The 18,243-nt window shown below is 50.9% G+C and carries 18 protein-coding genes and 3 pseudogenes; 8 read left to right on the forward strand and 13 right to left on the reverse strand.

The window, feature by feature from the left end; all coding sequences use genetic code 11:
• Positions 1-73: 73 nt before the first annotated feature.
• From BN6465_RS15650 to BN6465_RS15675, 6 genes and pseudogenes are all read right to left on the reverse strand, one after another.
• Positions 74-748: a uracil-DNA glycosylase gene (locus tag BN6465_RS15650; RefSeq protein ID WP_066736951.1), complete on the reverse strand. Its 675-nt coding sequence runs from the start codon at positions 746-748 to the stop codon at positions 74-76.
• Positions 749-764: 16 nt separating this feature from the next.
• Positions 765-1,624 (reverse strand): annotated as a pseudogene (gene hisF / locus BN6465_RS21735) (imidazole glycerol phosphate synthase subunit HisF).
• Between the two features lie 12 nt (positions 1,625-1,636).
• A complete protein-coding gene (hisH, locus tag BN6465_RS15660) occupies positions 1,637-2,242 on the reverse strand; it encodes an imidazole glycerol phosphate synthase subunit HisH (RefSeq protein WP_066736953.1) in 606 nt (201 codons plus the stop codon).
• Between the two features lie 91 nt (positions 2,243-2,333).
• Positions 2,334-3,794, reverse strand: coding sequence for a sensor histidine kinase (locus BN6465_RS15665; protein ID WP_066736955.1), 1,461 nt, complete (start codon positions 3,792-3,794; stop codon positions 2,334-2,336).
• Between the two features lies 1 nt (position 3,795).
• Positions 3,796-4,473: a response regulator transcription factor gene (locus tag BN6465_RS15670; protein ID WP_066736957.1), complete on the reverse strand. Its 678-nt coding sequence runs from the start codon at positions 4,471-4,473 to the stop codon at positions 3,796-3,798.
• Between the two features lie 204 nt (positions 4,474-4,677).
• Entirely contained in the window at positions 4,678-5,592 is a 915-nt protein-coding gene (locus tag BN6465_RS15675) for a ComEC/Rec2 family competence protein (RefSeq protein ID WP_066736959.1), read from the reverse strand.
• 200 nt (positions 5,593-5,792) lie between these two features.
• On the opposite strand from BN6465_RS15675, the gene BN6465_RS15680 reads away from it, so the two are divergent.
• Entirely contained in the window at positions 5,793-6,980 is a 1,188-nt protein-coding gene (locus BN6465_RS15680) for an MFS transporter (protein WP_066736960.1), read from the forward strand.
• A 33-nt stretch (positions 6,981-7,013) separates the two neighbouring features.
• Here BN6465_RS15680 and BN6465_RS15685 read toward each other — a convergent pair whose 3' ends face one another.
• From BN6465_RS15685 to BN6465_RS15695, 3 genes and pseudogenes are all read right to left on the reverse strand, one after another.
• Positions 7,014-7,412, reverse strand: coding sequence for a PaaI family thioesterase (locus BN6465_RS15685; RefSeq protein WP_066736962.1), 399 nt, complete (start codon positions 7,410-7,412; stop codon positions 7,014-7,016).
• Between the two features lie 834 nt (positions 7,413-8,246).
• Positions 8,247-9,296: pseudogene (locus BN6465_RS21630) on the reverse strand (recombinase family protein); the annotation flags it as partial.
• A gap of 64 nt (positions 9,297-9,360) precedes the next feature.
• Positions 9,361-9,540: a hypothetical protein gene (locus tag BN6465_RS15695; RefSeq protein ID WP_065532245.1), complete on the reverse strand. Its 180-nt coding sequence runs from the start codon at positions 9,538-9,540 to the stop codon at positions 9,361-9,363.
• Positions 9,541-9,781: 241 nt separating this feature from the next.
• On the opposite strand from BN6465_RS15695, the gene BN6465_RS15700 reads away from it, so the two are divergent.
• From BN6465_RS15700 to BN6465_RS15730, 7 genes and pseudogenes are all read left to right on the forward strand, one after another.
• Positions 9,782-10,060: a hypothetical protein gene (locus tag BN6465_RS15700; RefSeq protein ID WP_066736964.1), complete on the forward strand. Its 279-nt coding sequence runs from the start codon at positions 9,782-9,784 to the stop codon at positions 10,058-10,060.
• Between the two features lie 18 nt (positions 10,061-10,078).
• Positions 10,079-10,216: pseudogene (locus BN6465_RS20290) on the forward strand (cysteine-rich KTR domain-containing protein); the annotation flags it as partial.
• A gap of 23 nt (positions 10,217-10,239) precedes the next feature.
• Positions 10,240-11,229 (forward strand): 23S rRNA (adenine(2503)-C(2))-methyltransferase RlmN, encoded by a 990-nt coding sequence (gene rlmN / locus BN6465_RS15705; protein WP_002569187.1) that lies wholly within the window; start codon positions 10,240-10,242, stop codon positions 11,227-11,229.
• 250 nt (positions 11,230-11,479) lie between these two features.
• Positions 11,480-11,665: a hypothetical protein gene (locus tag BN6465_RS15710; protein WP_009243795.1), complete on the forward strand. Its 186-nt coding sequence runs from the start codon at positions 11,480-11,482 to the stop codon at positions 11,663-11,665.
• 101 nt (positions 11,666-11,766) lie between these two features.
• Positions 11,767-12,207, forward strand: coding sequence for an RNA polymerase sigma factor (locus BN6465_RS15715; protein ID WP_002569188.1), 441 nt, complete (start codon positions 11,767-11,769; stop codon positions 12,205-12,207).
• A gap of 240 nt (positions 12,208-12,447) precedes the next feature.
• Entirely contained in the window at positions 12,448-13,119 is a 672-nt protein-coding gene (locus tag BN6465_RS15720; protein WP_154670273.1) for a hypothetical protein, read from the forward strand.
• Between the two features lie 396 nt (positions 13,120-13,515).
• Positions 13,516-13,794, forward strand: coding sequence for a hypothetical protein (locus BN6465_RS15730; protein WP_066736968.1), 279 nt, complete (start codon positions 13,516-13,518; stop codon positions 13,792-13,794).
• A gap of 34 nt (positions 13,795-13,828) precedes the next feature.
• Here BN6465_RS15730 and BN6465_RS15735 read toward each other — a convergent pair whose 3' ends face one another.
• From BN6465_RS15735 to BN6465_RS15750, 4 genes are all read right to left on the reverse strand, one after another.
• Complete coding sequence (locus BN6465_RS15735; RefSeq protein WP_066736970.1) at positions 13,829-15,343, reverse strand: relaxase family protein; 1,515 nt, start codon at positions 15,341-15,343, stop codon at positions 13,829-13,831.
• On the reverse strand, positions 15,343-15,786 hold the full coding sequence (gene mobC / locus BN6465_RS15740) for a plasmid mobilization relaxosome protein MobC (RefSeq protein ID WP_066736972.1): 444 nt from the start codon (positions 15,784-15,786) through the stop codon (positions 15,343-15,345). The genes BN6465_RS15735 and mobC overlap by 1 nt, the downstream gene beginning before the upstream one ends.
• 281 nt (positions 15,787-16,067) lie before the next feature.
• Positions 16,068-16,409: a hypothetical protein gene (locus BN6465_RS15745; RefSeq protein WP_066736974.1), complete on the reverse strand. Its 342-nt coding sequence runs from the start codon at positions 16,407-16,409 to the stop codon at positions 16,068-16,070.
• 13 nt (positions 16,410-16,422) lie between these two features.
• On the reverse strand, positions 16,423-18,234 hold the full coding sequence (locus BN6465_RS15750; protein WP_082891746.1) for a DNA primase family protein: 1,812 nt from the start codon (positions 18,232-18,234) through the stop codon (positions 16,423-16,425).
• Positions 18,235-18,243: the final 9 nt, after the last annotated feature.

Below are 18,243 nucleotides of genomic sequence, written 5' to 3' on the forward strand. Positions count from 1 at the left end.
TGACACCAAAATTACGAAATTCTTAATCTTGGTGTCACACAATCTTTATATTTAAGTTTGGCGTGTTCTGTTCTCACAGCTCGTCTATCTGCCAGTCTATTGGCTCCACCCCGTGTTCCTCCAGAAACCTGTTGGCCTGACTGAACGGACGGCTTCCGAAGAATCCTCTGTAGGCCGAGAGTGGGCTTGGATGCGGCGCCTCCAAGATCAGATGGTTGGGATTATTCAGCATCTGCTTTTTCATCTGCGCCGGCCTCCCCCATAAGATAAAGACAATCGGCCGGTCTTGTGCATTCAACGCCGTGATTGCCGCGTCCGTAAACTCTTCCCAGCCAATTCCCCGGTGGGAGTTCGCCTGATGTGCCCGCACCGTGAGTACCGTATTCAACAAAAGCACCCCTTGTTTAGCCCATTTCGTCAAGTAACCATGACTCGGTATCGTACAGCCCAAATCGTCATGCAACTCCTGATATATGTTGACAAGAGACGGCGGAATTTCCACCTCTGGTTTTACCGAGAAACAAAGCCCATGCGCCTGTCCGTCACCATGATACGGGTCCTGCCCCAGAATGACTACCTTGACATCCTTAAGGGGCGTCAAGTGAAACGCATTGAAAATATCGTCCGCCGGGGGATACACCCTGCGGGTACGGTATTCCTGATTCACAGTCTGAAATAATTTCTTATAGTAAGGCTTCTTAAATTCTTCTTTCAGAGCCTCCAGCCAGTCATTATTAATTGCTCCCATAGTCCTCACTCTTTCCTTACAGGCGCACAGGCACGCCCTTTTCTCTTAAGTATTCTTTTACTTCCCTGATCTCTAATTCTTTATAATGGAACAGTGATGCCGCAAGCGCTGCATCCGCCCTGCCCTTTTCACTGAGCGCGTCATAAAAATGGGACAGCTCACCGGCGCCCCCGGAAGCGATAACCGGAATGGACACCGTCTCCGCGATGGTTCTGGTGAGTTCCAGATCATACCCCGCCTTCGTGCCGTCGCAGTCCATGCTGGTCAGCAGAATCTCCCCGGCTCCAAGCTTCTCCACACGGGCCGCCCACTCGACCGCGTCGATTCCCATGTCAATCCGTCCGCCGTTCTTATAGATATTCCATCCGCTTCCATCCTCACGCCTCTTGGCATCAATGGCTACTACCACACACTGGCTGCCGAACTTATCGGCCGCTTCACTGACCAGCACCGGGCNCATCCGCTTCCATCCTCACGCCTCTTGGCATCAATGGCTACTACCACACACTGGCTGCCGAACTTATCGGCCGCTTCACTGACCAGCACCGGGCGGTTGATTGCGGAAGAATTAATGGATATCTTATCCGCTCCCTCTCGGAGCAGTGCCTTAAAATCATCTACTGTACGAATCCCGCCGCCCACAGTGAAAGGTATGAACACAGTCTCCGCAACCTTGCGCACCATATCCACCACTGTATTTCTGGCATCAGAAGACGCGGTGATATCAAGAAATACCAGCTCATCCGCCCCCGCCTTATCGTAAGCCTTGGCAATCTCTACCGGGTCTCCCGCATCCTTTAAATCTACAAAATTGACCCCTTTTACAACCCGCCCGTTTTTCACATCCAGACAGGGAATTATCCTTTTTGTAAACACAATCTTACCCTCCTACAATTCCACGAAGTTCTTCAATATATGAAGCCCTGTATCGCTGCTCTTTTCCGGATGAAATTGACACGCGAACACGTTCCCCTGCTCCACGGCCGCGTGAATCAAGGTACTGTATTCTGTCGTCGCTTTGACAATCCGCTCATCTGTCGCTTTTAAGTAATAAGAATGCACAAAATATACATAGGATTCATCATCTAATCCGCGAAACAGTCTTCCGTCATTTATAAGACGCAGGGAATTCCATCCCATATGGGGGATTTTAAGCCCTTCCATATCGGGGATTCTCAAAATTTCTCCGTTCAGCACGCCCAGTCCTTCAACCCCCGGCGCCTCATCACTGCGCTCAAACAAAAGCTGCAGGCCCAGACAAATTCCCAGAAGCGGCGTCTCTTTAGCTACGACTTCGTGAATCACCTTATCCATGCCATATTCTTTCAGCTTTTGCATCGCGTCGCCGAAAGCTCCCACTCCCGGCAGAATCACTTTATCTGCATTTAAGATTTGCTCCCTGTCCCGGGTGATGACCGGTTCCTCCCCCAGAGACAACAGCGCTTTTTCCACGCTTTTTATATTGCCCGCATCATAATCGATTATTGCTATCATCGTTTGTCCCTCATTCTTTTGTTTTCATTGTCCTCTATTATAAGGGAAACACTTTCACATTGCAATACAGGAAAGTGGAATTTCGCCGCATTTACTTCATGTCCAATTCGAACCAGAATTCCACTCCATTGTCATAGTTATGGAGTCCATAATCTTTCTGAAAAGATTCCATAATGGCTTTGACGATGGACAATCCTATGCCGTTGCCGCCGTACTCTCTGGTACGTGCCTTATCCACCTTATAGAATTTATCCCAGATCTGCTCCACGTCTTCTTCCGGAATAGGGGCGCCAGTATTGAACACACTGATTCTTGCAATGTTATCTGTTTTTCGGATCTTAATCTCGATGACCTTCTCCCCGTCCACATGGTTCAGTGCATTGTTAAAATAATTCCTCACGACCTGCTCTACCTTGAATTCATCTCCCCAGACGTAGACTGCCTCTTCTTCCCTAAATATCACGTGGGCATCCTTCTGCTCAATCAGAATCTCACTGCTCTCCACGACGCCGCGGATTAAATCAACAATGTCGAACCGCTCGAACTGTACGTCATCCTCACCGAACTCCAGCTGGTTCAACGTCAAAAGGTTCTTCACCATCTGATTCATCTTCGCCGCCTCATCCATTATGACATCACAGTAAAACTCACGGCTCTCAGGATCGTCGCTGATTCCCTCCTTCAGGCCTTCTGCGTAGCCTTGTATGAGCGCGATAGGAGTCTTCAGCTCGTGAGATACATTGCCAAGGAATTCCGTCCGCATCTGTTCAAGCTTTTCCTTCTGTTCAATATCCTTCTGAAGCTCATAATTGGCCTTCTTCAAATCCGAGATGGTACTCTCTAATGTCTCCGACATAATATTAAAATTCTGGCCCAACACACCAATCTCGTTGCTTCCCCCGCTCGTGTATTTAGCCTCAAAATCTAAATCAGCCATATCCTGAGACAATCTTGCCAGCTCTAAAATGGGGTCGGTCAGCCTCTTCGAAAAATACCAGGCAAGAAGGATGCTTACCCCAATGACGAACATACCTACCACCGCGATAAATTTATTGAACACATCCACACTGTCCCGGATACTTTCAAGCGGACTCATCAGAATGCAAGTATCTCCATTGCTGAATCTTCCCCACATAGCCAGATAATCTGTCGCATCTTTGGGCGAGCTGATCTTCCCCACCTCATAATTGTCCGTCTTGTTCAAAGTGCTTTTCTTAATTTTGTCAAATGTCAGCCCTGCCAGCAGATTCTCCATCATACTGTGATCCTTCGCATTACTGTACATCTTGCCGTCCACTTGAATCTTCACAAGCAGAGAAATATTATTCTGCTGCGCGAACATGCCCAGAGATTCATTGACCGAATCCTCCATCAGGGTATCTTCCACCGCAGCCACTTCCAACTGCTCATATAAATTCACAAACTTGGTCTGCTTGTCCGCAATATAGTAGCGCTCTAAAAAATTGCCGTTAATCACCAAAAACACAACAATCATCAATGCCACAAGACCGACAAATACGGTTATCATCTGCCGTTTAATTGAATGCTTCATCTTATTCTACCTCGAATTTGTAACCCATGCCCCAAATTGTCTTGATATATTCTCCCTTTTCTCCCAGCTTGCTTCTCAGCTTCTTCACATGGGTATCAATCGTTCTTGCATCTCCAAAATAGTCATAGTTCCACACATTGTTCAATATCTTCTCTCTGGAGAGTGCAAGCCCCTGATTCTCAATGAAGTATGTAAGAAGCTCGAACTCTTTATAGCTCAAGTCCACAGACTCGCCGTTAATCTTGACCATATGAGCCGCCTTATCTACTTCAATCCCACCAGCGTTCACCACGTCGTCACTGGCAAGTGCGTTCGTTCTTCTTAAAATCGCCTCCACTCTGGCGACCAAAATCTTCGGGCTGAAAGGCTTGGAGATATATTCATCCACACCAAGTTCAAATCCCTGCAGCTCATCCCGCTCTTCCCCTCTTGCCGTCAGCATGATAATCGGTACCTTAGATTCCTTTCGTATCTCCCTGCAGGTCTGCCATCCATCCATTTTGGGCATCATGACATCCAATATAATCAGCGCGATATCTTTATGTTCATAGAAAATGTCCAGAGCCTCCAGACCATCCCCCGCTTCTAGCACCGCAAACCCTTCCCTTTCTAGGAAGTCTTTCACCAGTTTACGCATCCTGCTTTCATCATCTACCACTAATATTTTCACCTTTTCCATTACTCATCTGCTCCTTCCCTCATTGGTGTATACATTACTTCCATGATACTTACTACTTTCTCATGTTTTTGAGTCCCAAAGTCATCCAATTGCATGCAAAGCATACATTGGATGACTTTTTGACTCTAGTATCATCTTATCAAACATTTGTGTTGTTTGTGTGAACGGGGCGGGGTGGTTATTGGCATATGGATAGTGTTCAGATTATAGTGCATTTGTATTGCAGGTCAGTATGTTCCCGTCGCTTTCGAAGATGATAGTCCCTTGTTGGTCTGTCCTGAATAGTTTGGCACCTGTTTTTTTTAGGCGTTTCAGCGTCCTCTTGTGTGGGTGTCCATAGTCGTTATTCTTCCCGCAGGATATCACTGCATATTCTGGGTCTACGGCTTTGAGAAAAGCGGTGGAATTGGCATCACTGCTCCCGTGATGACTTACTTTAAAAACATCGGAATGCAGGTAGATTCTGGAGTCAAGGAACTCTTCTTCCATCGCTTTGCTGGAATCACCGCACAGTAAAAAACTGTGTTTGCCGTTGCTTATGCGGATTCCCAATGATGAGTCGTTAATATCCGTATACTCCCGGTCGGCATCCGGCATCACGAAGATGAATCTGGCCTCCCCCAGATATCTGGTCTCTTTAAACTTAGGATGGGTCACGTGAAGTTCCCTATTCTCAGCCGCAATCAAGACATCGGTATAGCTCTGCGTCTCATAAGTCTGGTCCGGCAGAAACAATTCTCCTATTTCAAAATTGAGAATTACATCATCCATACTTCCAATGTGATCCTCATGGGCATGTGTCCCAATGGCATAATCCAGCCGCGTCACTCCTTGTTCTCTTAGATAAGATATGACATACTCTTTGTCATTATTGTTCCCCGCGTCTATCAGCATATTTTTACCGTCAGATTGAATCAAAATACAGTCTGCCTGCCCCACATCTAAAAAGTGTACCTTCAGGCTCCCTGCTGCATTTTGAGAAATGTCATAATTCGGAGCCGGCCTGTGATAAATAAGAATATATACGGCGGCGGCAATAAGAGCTATTATGCCCCCAATCAGACGCTTCCTCTGCCTGTGGCTATCTCCTCTTCTTTTTTCTCTGTTCTTTTTCCCCACTCAGCCAATCTCCTTCCGCTAATTTTCAATCGTATAGCCTTTTACTCCCTACATCATAGTATACGGATTGTTTTTATATTATGATGTCAGGATAATAAGATATTTTGTCCCTTGATGCCTATTGATTTACCTTATTATTTGTAGTAACTTTAATAAGAATACCATCCGCTTTACATATAAAAATCAAGGAGCATTGTACGATGAAACTAAATGCGAAACACACAATTTACGGCTGTTATATGGGTTATATTACACAGGCTGTCGTAAACAATCTTCCCCCTTTGTTATTCTTAACATTCCACCGGCAGTTCGGTGTTTCACTGGAAAAAATCAGTCTGCTGATTTCTGTTAATTTTTGTGTTCAGATTCTAGTGGATTTTTTATCTCCCCGTCTTATCAAGCGAATTGGTTACCGCCGCACCGGAGTTATCTCTTTTTTATTCACCATCGCAGGATTAAGTGGATTCTCATGGCTTCCCTTCCTGCTTCCCAGCGCATACGCAGGGTTGATTATCTGTATGTTTTTGAATGCCGTGGGCGGGGGAATCCTTGAGGTCATCATCAGCCCCATGCTAGAGGCTGCTCCCAGTGATAACAAGGAGTCCGCCATGAGTCTTCTTCATTCTTTCTACTGCTGGGGGCATATGGGAGTCGTTATTTTATCCACATGCTATTTTGCCGCGGCAGGTATCGATTCTTGGCGTCTTCTCCCTACGCTGTGGGCATTCATCCCTCTGTTCTCCGCCATCTGGTTTTTAAAAATACCAATTTTTGAAGTGCCCGGGGACAATGGGGAAGAAGGACTGCCCGGAGGACTATTCCGTAGTGGAATCTTCTGGGTGCTCTTTATATTAATGATCTGCTCCGGCGCTTCTGAGCACTCTATTGCCCAATGGTCTTCTATGTTCGCAGAAGAAGCACTGGGTATCAGCAAAACGGCAGGAGACTTGCTCGGCCCCTGCTCTTTCGCTTTCTGTATGGGACTGAGCCGTCTGTTATACGGCCTGAAGGGGCATAAACTTAATCTAAAGCACGGTCTTCTGGCTGCTTCCGGCCTCTGCGTCTGTGGGTATCTGATTACCGTGTATGCCCCAATTCCTGTGCTCTCTCTCGCAGGCTGTGCAGTATCCGGATTCGCGGTAGGCCTTATGTGGCCGGGAGTCTTCTCCCTCGCCGGGACGCTCTGCAGAGGCGGCGGCACTTTTATGTACGCTATGCTGGCTCTGGCCGGAGATGTGGGTTGCTCTGCCGGCCCTGCTGTGGTAGGCATCATCTCCGACACTTCCGGTTCCATGAAAAGCGGCATCCTGACCGCCATAGTATTTCCGGCCCTGATGCTGATTGTTATGTCCCTTCTGAACGGGCGGAAATCCCGTCCTCAGGCATAGGCGGCCCTTCCCTCCACGTTAGCAGGAAGGGACTTACGCCTTTTTATAACCGGTCGTTGTCACTGTGGCGGCGGCGTTACCCAGCTCGTCACTTACGATAATCCGGTAACAGCTGGTCGTCCTGCCATTTTTTACGCAGACCGCTTCCGCAGTCAGGAACTCTCCCTTTGGCGCGCCCAAATATGTAATGCTGGAGTTCAAGGACACCGTGCCAATCTCCTGCCAATTGGCAGCTACCGCAAACGCAAAATCAGCGATAGTAAATGAAACGCCTCCCATCACGGCTCCCATAGCATTCCTATGCCTGTCCTCTATCTTCAAACTACATTTTGCATAGTGATCCCCTATCTCATCAATTACTGCTCCATTCTCCGTGGCAAACCGATCGTTTTCAAATATGGCCCGCACTTCCTCCAAAGTTTTTTCCTGCATCATAATCTCCTCCTTCATGATATTTTTATTTTAGTTTCATTTTTTGTATAATTACCGCCATATTTCACATACTATGCCGAGGTGATTTTAATGGCGTCTTATGTAGCTCCAGAGATTCGGGATAAATTTGAATCTCTGTCCATCAATCTTAAAAACTGTATTCTCGAGCGCGATGTACAGCTGAACTCTATTCATGATCTCATCAACGTGCTGGAAGATATAGTAAAAGAAGGGGAAGCCGAGTAGGCCCCTTCCGTAAAACTTGTTATCATACAACAAAAAGTGCCGTAAACACGGCACTTTTTTAGTGGAGCCTAAGGGGAAGCAGTCGAACTCGGCGGCTTCCCCTTTAACAAAAGGGTCGCCGTCCGCTCCTTTCAGCATATCCCACGTGATTTCGGTCTTATCCTCCGAATACCACGAGGTCACGACCAGCTTTTCGTCGTAGAGATAAATCTTATCGACGAAATATTCCAATATCTTATCGCGCGTCTCCGGGTTGTCGAAGTCCGCGTGAAGGAACTTCTCGAAGTACGCCTTGATGCTGTGCTCGTCCTCGCACAGCGAGACCTTGACGTTCTCGGCCTGTATAGCGTCGTTCAGGGATGCCTTCTGCGCCTCAAGCTGGTTTAGGCGCTCTATGAGGGTGTCGCTGAGCGCACCGCCCTCGATTGCCTTCATCAGGTTCGCGATGCCCTTCTCGACCTCCTTGCGCTTCGCCTCCAGACCTTCGAGGTACCCCGTCTCCTTGTAATGCTCCTTGTAGTACACGGCGGCGTCCACCGCAAGGGACATCAGGTTCTCCGAGTCGTCGATGATGTGCCTCAGGACGTCGGTCACGAGGTCCTCAATCCAGTCCTTCTTGACCTTCTTCTTCGTGCACAGCTTCTTCCGCTGGGCGGAGCAATAGTAGTAGTAATACGTGCGCCCCGTCTTGCTCGTGCCCGAGACGCCTTGCATCGTCTCCCCGCACTCGCCGCAGTACAGCTTCCCGGTCAGCCAGTAGCGAGGAGCGCCATCCTCGTCCATTCCTCGCGCCCTCTGGGAACCCTTGCGCTTGTTCTCGGCGAGGCGCTTCTGCGCCCTGTCGAACGTCTCCCCGTCGACCAGAGCGGGCATCCCGCCGGGAACGACGAACTCGCCGTGCCTGTACTCGCCGATGTACGCGCGGTTCTTGAGCATCCTGTGCATCGTCTTCACACCGAAGGGGTTACCCCTCGACGTACGCAGACCGGCCTCGTTGAACTCGTCGCAGATGGACTGCATGGGTTCTCCTTCGGCGTACTTCGTGAACATCAACTGCACGAACGGCGCGGTATCGGGGTCTATGACGTACTTGCGCTTCTTGTCCACCTTCTCCGTCTTGAAGCCGAACACCTTATGGCCGTTGAAGTTCGCGTGCTCGGCGTTGAAGTCCATCCCTCGTTGGATGTGCACGGACAGGTTCCGGCTGTAATACTCCGCCAGAGCCTCCATCAGCCCCTCGATGAGGATTCCCTCGGCGGTGTCCGTCGGGATGTTCTCCGCCAGCAGGTGTATCTCGCACCCCGCGTCGCGAATCGTCTTCTTCGCCATCGCCAGCACGTACTTATCGCGACCCAGACGGTCGGTCTTCCACGCGATGAGGGTGTTCGGACGGATTTTTGCGACCTCCGACAACATCAGCTGGAATCCCGGACGGTCTTCCTTCGTGCCGGATATGGCCGCGTCCTCGTACTCTCGGACGATTTTCAGCCCGTGCGCGTCCGCCCATTCGTGGGCAAGCTCGCGCTGCTGTTCGATGCTCGCCTCGTTCTGCGAGTGGGAGGAGTAGCGATAGTACGCGATGGCGAGGTTGTTGTCGTTGAGCTTTGATTTCTTTCTCGCCAAATGAATCACCTCCATTCGTTTAGACACTTTCTATTTCAATCTCAATTGATTAAATGCTTTTTGATTAGTCCGCAAATGCTCAATTTGTGCTTTCTTCCGACTTGTCGGAACAATGCTCCTTCACCCACCCGTGGATGATTGCCGCGATGGTCGTGTTCCTCTCTGCTGCCATAATCTTCAGCTTTCTCTTGTCCTCCACCGTTATGGAAAGCGAGAGAATCGTCCTCTCGGGGGCGGCTCCACTCTTGGTCCCATCCATCCGTACTCCCTCCCTAGGTAAACTTTATATAATTATATAATTGCAACGCAAGAGTGTCAATCTCCGGCGGGAGGCACCGGACAGCGTGATAATGTGCGCCGACCGGGAAATCCCTTGATTTACGTGCAGATTTTATATATAATTATATAATAATATGTTGGATTTTGCTCTGACAATGAGGTGCGGCCTGCCGCACCAAAAGTGAGAGTGGCAGCTTACACATAAAAGGAGGTTCTTTCATATGACTCTAACACCGACCGTCAAGCGCCTGCTTGCCGTGACGGCGTCCCTCGCCATGGCTTTATCACTGGCCGCATGCGGAACCGCTAAAACGGGGGAAGAAGCGCCGGGCCATCGAATCACATTGACCATCACGGCGGACAAGGGCTGGGACGAGAATTCCACGCCTGCCATCGTCCACATCAAGGGGCTTGATGAGGACAATGCTTCCGTTGACTTCTATCACGCCGTGAAGGCTGATAAGGACGGGAACAAGGGCACATCCAAAACTATGCCTTAATTTTGTTTTTGTAACGGAAAGACGAGGGTTCAAGTATTTTATAATACGGTATTAAGAAATTTTCCTCTTTTCTGCCCTAAATGTAAATTAACGCATATCGTTGATGTTGAAAAACTAGAAATCATAATCAAAAACTCTGAAAAACAAACTTTTTAATTTTGAAAAGGAAGGATATTTAAATGAAACACTTACCTAAAAGTACACCTACGGAAATATTGAATGACCCATACGGATTTACTTACAAAGAAATGTCGGAAGTAATTGGAGAGGATAAAGCAAGAGCCTTATATACGGAATTGTATAAACAGCCATTTCACAAAGAAAATCTATCAATATCAACAAAAAAAGTCTATAAAAGTAGCGATACTGAAAAGTATGTTTATGAATTGAAAGATAACAGGTATATTGAAACGGTTTTTATTAAACGGCGAGATGGTGGGACTGTTTGCGTAAGTACGCAAGTTGGTTGTTCTGTTGGCTGTATTTTTTGTGAGTCCGGACGCAATGGTTTTGTTCGTAATCTAACACCGTCTGAAATTGTGCAGCAGGTTGTATTGATACGTCAAAAAGTAAATCGTATCGTTTTTATGGGAATGGGAGAACCTTTATTCAATTACGACAACTTGATTGCAGCAATCCATATTCTTCGAGATAGAAATGGACTTAACTTTCCAACCGACGGCATTACCGTATCAACAGTTGGTCCAGTTAATCAATTAAAAAAATTGCGCGAAGAACATCTAAAAATTCAGTTGACAATATCTTTACATGCAGCAACACAGGCTGCGAGAAACTGTATCATTCCTCATATGCACATGTACGCTATTGAAGATGTTGTTAAGCAAGCATTGTCCTATTCTCAAAGGCATAATCGAAAAGTGGTATTTGCGTATTTGCTTTTACCAGGTATAAATGACCGTTCCTCAGATATAAGGCAACTTGCAAAATGGTTTAAGGGCAAAAATGTTATGATTAACGTGCTGCAATACAACCCGACGAGTAATTCAAAAATTAGAGCACCACAAAAACAAGAAATGGTTGCGTTCAAACATCAATTAGAGCAAACAGGACTTGAAGTTACCATGAGAGTTTCTCATGGTAGAGAGATTAAAGCAGCTTGTGGACAGTTAGCTAATACATATAATAAAGCCAAAAAACAACAGAAATAATTTAATTAAAAGAGCCAGACGCACAGACGCAGAGCCGATAATATGCAGTTTGAAATACTGCTGTTATCGGCTCTTTTTTGATTTTAATTTGTGCCCCTAATAACCATATTGGAGCAAAATCAGAACTGTTGCTTGTCGTTCTTTGGTTTCCGCAGCAGCTTTGAAAAATCAAAGCCGCCGTTTCTTTTTATCTTCTAATGAAATGACGCGGTATCACTGTTGAAATCGGCGGCTAAAGGAGGTAGCCGCCATGAAGCAAAAAGCATATCGACAAAATCCGACAGTTATTGACTTATCAAAAAAAGCCCGCCCACCACCGGGGGAAACTACGCTTATATATATGAACTGTCTAATCATCTGGATACTGCTTACAATGCCTATGCGCCCGTCCGGGCTTTTCGGACGGGCGCATTTTGTACGTTCAAAAAATTTTTGAAGAAATTTCAAAAAATCTTCGGCGTTTTTGAAAAACGCCGTATTGCCCCGCGAAAAGGGGGGAAGCACCACCAACTTTCCAACGAGAAAGGAGGTGAGAATGTGGAACCTAATAGCAGGGAGTTTTACAAACAGTGTGCTTTTCAGAAGTTTTGTAATACGGTATTGCACAATGAAGCTTGCGACACCCATAGAGAACTTCGCAGACACAAGGCAAAGGAAGTGACCTTTTCCGACATGACCTTAGACGAAGCGCGGCAGCTTCATACGTTTGATGAATATTTCAAACGTGAAGCCGCCGAAACCGTCTTTGAGAAAGCCGGGAAGAAAATCACGCCAAAGCTGCTTCTTGAAGCAATCCGTACTTTGCCGGAAGAAAAGCGCAAAGCCATATTGCTGTATTACTTCGAGGGAATGAACGATACCGAGATTGCGGAGCTGTTCAACACGTCGAGAAGCACGATACAGTACAGGCGGACAAGCTCTTTTGAGAAATTAAGAAAATATCTGGAGGAAAATGCTGATGAATGGGACGAATGGTAACGAACCCGGCTACCCGGAAAATGCCCTTGTTCCTTATCCTGTCATTGTGGCAGCGACAAAGTAGAAGTTGACAAGGGACGCTACGACATCGATGTCATCAGCCCTGTCAATAAGGACGGCTCAGCTTACGAGCTGTTCGACACAGGTGATGCGACAGAGGTCGCAATCTCCGACGAACAGGACGAGGTCACTGTCGACTGCCAGATGACCTTCATCTCCGCAGACAAGGTGACGGACGATATGCTCAAGGCAATCGTTACCGACACGAAGACCGCCGTTGAAAACGGCGACTCCACCCTCAAGGGTGACAACGGAAAGGCCATCCTCGACAAGCTCGATAGCAATGTGAACGCCAACCCGAACGCCTCTGACGAGACGAAGGAAGACGCTTCTAAAGCCGACGAGGAAGTCAATGTCGACAGCGAACCTGCCGACACTACCAGCAAGCCTGCTGACAAGCCTTCCGACGGAAACGCCAACTCTTCCAGCTCCAACTCTGGAAATTCTAACTCTGGAAACTCTGGAAACAGCAATTCCAGCTCTGGCTCTTCCAGCAACACTGGAAACTCCAGCGGTTCCGACAAGCCGAGCAAACCTGCTCACCAGCATTCGTGGAAACAACACACCGCACAGAAGTGGGTATCCAACATGGTGACGGTTCCCGACTATGAAACTCAGAAGGTTGCTGTTGGAACAAACTTCATCTTCGCTGAAGATGGATATGTCGCAAGTAACATCAACGACGCAAAGGCTCATGCCAAAGAGCTTATTAAAGCTGGTTACATCGGCAACTACCGTACAGAAACCATCTACGAAACGAAACAGGTTCAGGTCGGTTCCCATCAGGAAGACCATGGTCACAACGAGACCTATGTCGACTACGAATACTGCGACTGCGGTGCCCGCCGTTAATCGCAACCGTCCATACCACGGCTATGCCAGACCCCTCACGGGGAACGGCATAGCCGTATTTTTTTTTCAATTATCCGCCACAGGCGGTACGGCGGATACCCGCCAAACTATCGCGATACGACTCATGGCATAGGCGAAGACGCCTGAGACCCTCCGAGGGGCTTTCTGAAGCCCACCGTTCCATCATCCCTAGACCCCTTTCGGAACGATTTTCGGGAATCGTCCCATAGACGAGCCGAAGTCGATTTTTCGACGTTTCCGCCTCTTTCGGGGAGAGACCCTTGAAAGGTCTTTTCCAAGCCCATCTCAAGCCCACCCGCGCTCTCGACCGTCGATATGCCTTCGGCATCGGGTCGGCGCGTGAAGGAGAAGGCCCGAAAGAAAGGGAGACGAGAGATGAACGGCTACGGCATCGAGACCTATGCGGATTTGGCCAAGACGGTCGGCGGGATGGTCCTCGCCAACGAGATGGCGCATCGTCCGCTGGAATTCGTGAGCGGGGATTTCGCACCATGGGACGAGATATTCCAGTGGTACATCATCAGCTACCCCGACTTCCTGATGGAGCACACGGACGAGCCGGTGTTCCATGACGAGGAACTCGACCTGTACGTCTGGGGAATCACCCACTTCGGTACAGGCTGGGACTGCGTGCCCGCCCCCGAGATTCGCTGAGAATGACGGTTCCCGCAAGGGAGCCGCCATTTTTTTACTCCCCGAGGTACTTGTCCTCGTCGCGCACGCGCTCCGTCGCCTCGGCCGTCTGCTGCATCTTCGGCGTGACGCCGCGATGCTTGACGGTGCGGGCGGCCTCGTTGTCCAGAGCCTCCTCGGCGGCCTTCAGGCGCTTCTCGGCGTCCCACATGTTGCCTCGGGATTCGTAGAGACAACGCTCGGCATCCTCCTGCATCCTGCGGCGCTGGTCCTCCATGAACTGGAGCATCATCATGCGGAACATCCGGGCCATCATGTCCGACATCATGCGGGAGACGGGGTCGGTCCCGGTCCTGCTCGCCAGCGTGTACAGCCCGAATCCCATCGCGAGGCTCGGGCAGGCTCCCTTCAGGGCGTCTCGTGCCTCCTTGGAATCGCGGAACTCCCTGCGGGCGCGTTCCACATCGGCGCGGAGCTGGGCGAGGGCGTCTTCCGGGTCGTTCTCTGCATTCGCGAGCGCCTCGTACTGCTCCCCGGCGATAGGCATGCCCTCGCTCTTCCTGCGGCGGGCGTACACGTTCTTCAAATCGGAGGCCATGTCCCTCACGTCGGACTCGCTCGGTTCGTACATGTCAAAATCATGCTGGGCAGGGGAATCCTGCTGCGTATCCTCCATGCCGACCATCTGGGAATCCTGATTCGGGGACGGCGCTGTCTTCAGTTCCTCGCGGGCCTGCTGTCCCTGCTTCTCCTCGAAGAACCGCTCGACGCCTTCCTTCGTCAGGTCGTCTGCGAGGTTGGAGGCACGGCGCTTCCGGGTCCTACGCTTCGGACCCCATTCGTCCCGCATCCTGTAAGACCATCCGACGGACTTCTCGCCCGTCTTCTTGTCGATTTTCGATGTCTCATTGAGGGTCACTCCAGCGAACGCAAGACGCTGCTTGAAATCATCAATATCGCTGGCCTCGTCCCTTGCTTTTGCCACCGCATCGCCGAGATGGCGGTCGAAGGAATCGTGCTCGAACGAGTCCCGTTTCTCCGCCCATGTCGACTTGTCCTTGCCCGCTCCAATCACGGACAGACCCCACTCGCGGCTCAGCTCGTCGTTCACCGCCTGCACGCGCGGGGCGAACAGGCTCGTGTCGTCCTTGTTGATGACCTGCCCGGTGCGGCAATCGTGATTCGCGATTGTCGCGTGGGCGTGGACGCATCCGCCCTCGCCGTCCACGTGCATGGTCACCCAACACGGGGAGTCGGGGGCGAGTCTATGGCAGAGCAGGTAGGCGTGCTCCATGCCCCTCTGCACATCATCGGGATTGCCCGGATTCAACTCGTCGAGCGCCCATGAGACGCGAAGCTCGTAACCCTCGTTGACCATGTTCGGATGGACGGCATGAAGCCCGTTGCAGTACGCGATGAACTCACCTCGGGAGGGCATGTCGCCCATCTGGGCGGCGATGCGGTCCGTCCCGTTTCGCAGGCGGTCGCGTCTGCGCTTTCCCTCTCCGAACTCGGTGTACGACATGCGCCCCCGGACGTCGGGCAATGCCTGCACATACGTCGTCGACATCAGACATCACCTCCCGTGATTCCGCCATGCAAATCGGCTCGAAGCTCCTTGACCTCGTCCGACAATCCTTCGATGGATTCCCTCAGGCTTTCGAACGCCTTCTTGTCCGGCTCCATCTTGATTTCCTCAAGCATGCCCATCCCTTTCACGCGGGCGTTGAAGGCCCGCGCAATCTGGTTGATGTTCACGCCGATTCGGTTCAATTCCATCAGCATCCGGTCGAGCTGCGGAGTGTCCGCAACGACCTCGTGCTCCGTGTGGGAACCGGCGGAACCGTACAGCGCGCCACGCAGATAATTCGAGCGCGTGCGTCCGCCTCTCTTCCCATCCAGAAGGGCAAGCTCCTCGGCGTTCATGCGCACCTGAACCACCGCCTCGCGACGGTCCTTCTTGTAGCGCTGGCGGGTCGCCTTGCCGCTTCTCTTCTCAACTTCTTTTGCCATGCAAAACACCTCCTTATTCGCAATCCAAATGCGATGCGCATTTCTCGTCGCACTTTGCTGCAATCTGCGAAACGGGGAAGGGAGCAAGCATTGACCATGTACGTACAAAATGCGAATATCGCATTTTTCCCGCCATGGTCAGCTTGCGAGGGGGCGGCTCCGCCGTCCCCTTCGAACCCCCGAATCTGTCCCCTCCGACTCAACATGTTCTGTCCGACAGAACCACGCGACCGAATGTCGGACACGGGGACGACTCCCCATGTCCGAACCTCCGGCGCGTTTTAATCGAAGGGACGGCGCTCGGGATTGAACCCCTCGACGCCGAGAGAACCGCGGTCGCCGTCCGAAGAATCGGCGTCGCCCGCAGGTTCGCGCACGACTGCGTTCGGGTCACCATCGGAAGGATTTCCGCCGTTTCCATGTCCGGCGTCCCTGCGCAGTGTCTTGACGAACGCGAGCACCTCTTCGGCGGAACCCATCTCCTTCACTTCGGGGAAGACCGCTACGAGGGCATCGGCGTACGCCTTGGTCTTCGCAGCCTGCTTCTCGCGGCGCAACTTCTTCGCCTGAGCCTCAAGCTCACGCGCCTTCTTGTCGATGTCATCGAATCTCTTGATAGCCATAATCAATCACTCCTTATCTATTTGAATCTATCTCTTCACTTGCGGTCGTTTCTCCGGACACCATGTACGCCGGAATCGACCCCACCTTGTTCCGCACATAGCCTCGATAGCTGTCCTTCACGTCGGGCTGCGCCAGACGCATCTTGTCGTTTCCCCGGTAGTCGTGATTCATCCACTCCTGTACCTGATATTCGAGAATCAGCATCTCGGGGACATCCATCCGGTTCGCCGAGCGGACCTTGTCCTGTAACTGCCATCCGTATTCCGGTGCAATCAGTTCGAGCGAGGAATAGAAGGAGTTCCGGCTCAGCATCTTTCCCTGAGGGACGTTCGTCTGGAACCAGTAGCGGTACAAATCGTATAGAAACTTGCAAGGGAGCAGGTCCCATGTGGCTTGGTCAAACACCTCGTCCGCGAACTGGCGAAGAGGGTCGTTGTCGACTCGGAACACGTCCAGCGACTTCTCGGATGCTTCGGGAACGCTGAACTCGTCGAAATCCATCTCGTACAGGGTGTGGAACAGGACGTATTCGAGGACATCCTTTCGTCCCAGATAATCGTCCTTGATGTATTTCCGCTCGCAGCCCTCGAATCGCTTCTCGAACGGAATCACGAGCAATCGCCTGTACATGGATTCCGACTTGTCCTTGAGCTTTGGAATCTCGTTCACGCATTGAATCATCAGCCCGCGGAAAAGGCACGGCATGGGAGCCTTGTACTTGCGGTTGAGCAGGAACGGGTCTCCCGTGATGACCGACTTGAGCGTGGCCGCCTTGTCGATATACGTTCCGACGTCGTTCTCGTCCGTGATAATCGCCTGTACGCGGGTAAGCTCCTCAAGCATGAAATCCTGCCCGAAATCCTTCAGGGGAATCGAGGCCCAAGAGCCTTTCCCGAGCAGGTTCCGGACGAGGGCGCAGAACGTGCCCTTTCCGTTGTTGCCCTGAGTAGAGTACAGCCAGACGGATTTGTTCCACGGCATGTTCGGACGCAGGGAAGCCCCCAGCACCTCCCAGAGAACCTTGACAACCTCGGGGTCGTCGGAAAGCTCCTCCATCCACGAGACCACGTCCCAATCCGTTCCGTCTTGGTCGTTGTGGATGACCGGATTCCGGGCGTTCGGGACGAAATCCACGTTCGACTTGCTGGTGAACACGTACTTCGGGTCGAAATCCAGCAGAATCTTGTTCTCGTAGTCGAAGATTCCGTTGTTCACGGGAACGAGTGCCTTGTCTTTGCAAGGCTCCACCTTCGGCACGAGGACGCGCAGCTTGTTCTCGGTGTTGCGCATGTCCACATCGCTGATTCCCGGGTGGAGAGCTGTAATCAACCTCCGGACCGTCTCGGTGCGGGTGTCGTACAGCCCTCGCCGTTCCCCGTGGGATTGGTAGACCCCCACATCGAAATTCCCGTCGCCCTCCTGACCGTTCAGGCGGATTCCGACCGCGTGGTACAGGCGAATTATCACGCTCGCCACCTGCCAAGGCGTCAGAGCCTTCAGTTTCCGTACGCGGTCAGCAGGGGCTTTCGCGTTTGGGTACGCGTCCTTGACGGGCGCTCCCATAGGGGCGTTCGGGTCGCGGGGACCGAGGTTGTATTCCTCGATTGCGTTGTTGGTCGCCTGAAGAAGCTCCGCCTCGATGCTCTCGAACGGCAGGTCGGCGTCCTCGTCGAGGCCGTCCAGATAATCGTCCGTGACCGCCTTGAGCAGTCCGTTGTATGTTAAGTCTTGAAATTCGCTCATATCTGTGCTATCATTAACACAGTTGAAAGGTACCGTCCCGTAAGCGTCGCCAGCGCTGGGGCGGTTTTCTTTTTGCCTCATAACCTCACC

The organism is Bariatricus massiliensis (genome assembly GCF_900086725.1).
Lineage (GTDB): Bacteria > Bacillota > Clostridia > Lachnospirales > Lachnospiraceae > Allocoprococcus > Allocoprococcus massiliensis.

Coding starts and splice junctions, on each gene's coding strand:
- BN6465_RS15650 (WP_066736951.1), bottom strand. CDS start 748: ATGGGAGCAATTAATAATGACTGGCTGGAGGCTCTGAAAGAAGAATTT.
- hisH (WP_066736953.1), bottom strand. CDS start 2,242: ATGATAGCAATAATCGATTATGATGCGGGCAATATAAAAAGCGTGGAA.
- BN6465_RS15665 (WP_066736955.1), bottom strand. CDS start 3,794: ATGAAGCATTCAATTAAACGGCAGATGATAACCGTATTTGTCGGTCTT.
- BN6465_RS15670 (WP_066736957.1), bottom strand. CDS start 4,473: ATGGAAAAGGTGAAAATATTAGTGGTAGATGATGAAAGCAGGATGCGT.
- BN6465_RS15680 (WP_066736960.1), top strand. CDS start 5,793: ATGAAACTAAATGCGAAACACACAATTTACGGCTGTTATATGGGTTAT.
- BN6465_RS15685 (WP_066736962.1), bottom strand. CDS start 7,412: ATGCAGGAAAAAACTTTGGAGGAAGTGCGGGCCATATTTGAAAACGAT.
- BN6465_RS15695 (WP_065532245.1), bottom strand. CDS start 9,540: ATGGATGGGACCAAGAGTGGAGCCGCCCCCGAGAGGACGATTCTCTCG.
- BN6465_RS15700 (WP_066736964.1), top strand. CDS start 9,782: ATGACTCTAACACCGACCGTCAAGCGCCTGCTTGCCGTGACGGCGTCC.
- rlmN (WP_002569187.1), top strand. CDS start 10,240: ATGAAACACTTACCTAAAAGTACACCTACGGAAATATTGAATGACCCA.
- BN6465_RS15710 (WP_009243795.1), top strand. CDS start 11,480: ATGAAGCAAAAAGCATATCGACAAAATCCGACAGTTATTGACTTATCA.
- BN6465_RS15720 (WP_154670273.1), top strand. CDS start 12,448: ATGCTCAAGGCAATCGTTACCGACACGAAGACCGCCGTTGAAAACGGC.
- BN6465_RS15730 (WP_066736968.1), top strand. CDS start 13,516: ATGAACGGCTACGGCATCGAGACCTATGCGGATTTGGCCAAGACGGTC.
- BN6465_RS15735 (WP_066736970.1), bottom strand. CDS start 15,343: ATGTCGACGACGTATGTGCAGGCATTGCCCGACGTCCGGGGGCGCATG.
- mobC (WP_066736972.1), bottom strand. CDS start 15,786: ATGGCAAAAGAAGTTGAGAAGAGAAGCGGCAAGGCGACCCGCCAGCGC.
- BN6465_RS15745 (WP_066736974.1), bottom strand. CDS start 16,409: ATGGCTATCAAGAGATTCGATGACATCGACAAGAAGGCGCGTGAGCTT.
- BN6465_RS15750 (WP_082891746.1), bottom strand. CDS start 18,234: ATGAGGCAAAAAGAAAACCGCCCCAGCGCTGGCGACGCTTACGGGACG.